Here is a 629-nt window from a genome sequence, read left to right as displayed (position 1 = left end):
GTAAGCGCAAAATGAAACGGTATCTTCAAATATCTTCTTTTCCGCTCTATACTTGATTTCATAGTAAACAAGTTGGAGGAATGATGATGAAAAGACAAGATATAGTACCAGTTTCATTGCAACAAATTGATTTCATGTCTAAAGATTATGAGAGCAAAACACCACAAAAACCAAAATTGGCCTGCAGAATTAAAGATGTAAACAACAACCGGGACATTCATGTCTATAATGGAATTGACAAGTATATTCTCTACACTATTTTGAAGGAACTATAGTTGTATGTTAATAGATTATTCAAAAGTCGATCAAATCTATATTGTCTGTGGAAAAACAGACATGCGTAAATCGATTGATGGACTCGCGTCCATTATACAAAATCAGTATAATATGGATGTTTTTGGAAATTGCCTATTTTTATTTTGCGGTGGGAGCCGTAATAAATATAAAGCTCTCTATTGGGAGGGTGATGGCTTTATCTTACTTTACAAACGTCTTGAAAATGGTGTTATCCAATGGCCCCGAACTAAAGAAGAAGTACGAAATATCTCACAACAAGAACTTAGGTGGCTTTTAGAAGGTTTAAGTATTGAGCAGCCGAAGGCTATAAAAAAAGTGAAACCTGGACATTT

General features: G+C 34.3%; 2 protein-coding genes. Both read left to right on the top strand.

Annotation, left to right across the window (positions count from 1 at the left end):
* Positions 1 to 86 precede the first annotated feature (86 nt).
* A complete protein-coding gene (locus tag ACEN36_RS13035; RefSeq protein WP_079650468.1) occupies positions 87 to 275 on the top strand; it encodes a hypothetical protein in 189 nt (62 codons plus the stop codon).
* A 4-nt stretch (positions 276 to 279) separates the two neighbouring features.
* Positions 280 to 629: IS66 family insertion sequence element accessory protein TnpB (gene tnpB / locus ACEN36_RS13030; RefSeq protein WP_407126903.1), on the top strand; the 350-nt coding region annotated here is incomplete at its 3' end.

It is taken from the genome of Desemzia sp. FAM 23989, from assembly GCF_045528345.1.
Lineage (GTDB): Bacteria > Bacillota > Bacilli > Lactobacillales > Carnobacteriaceae > Desemzia.
This window is presented reverse-complemented; position numbering and strand designations above follow the sequence as displayed.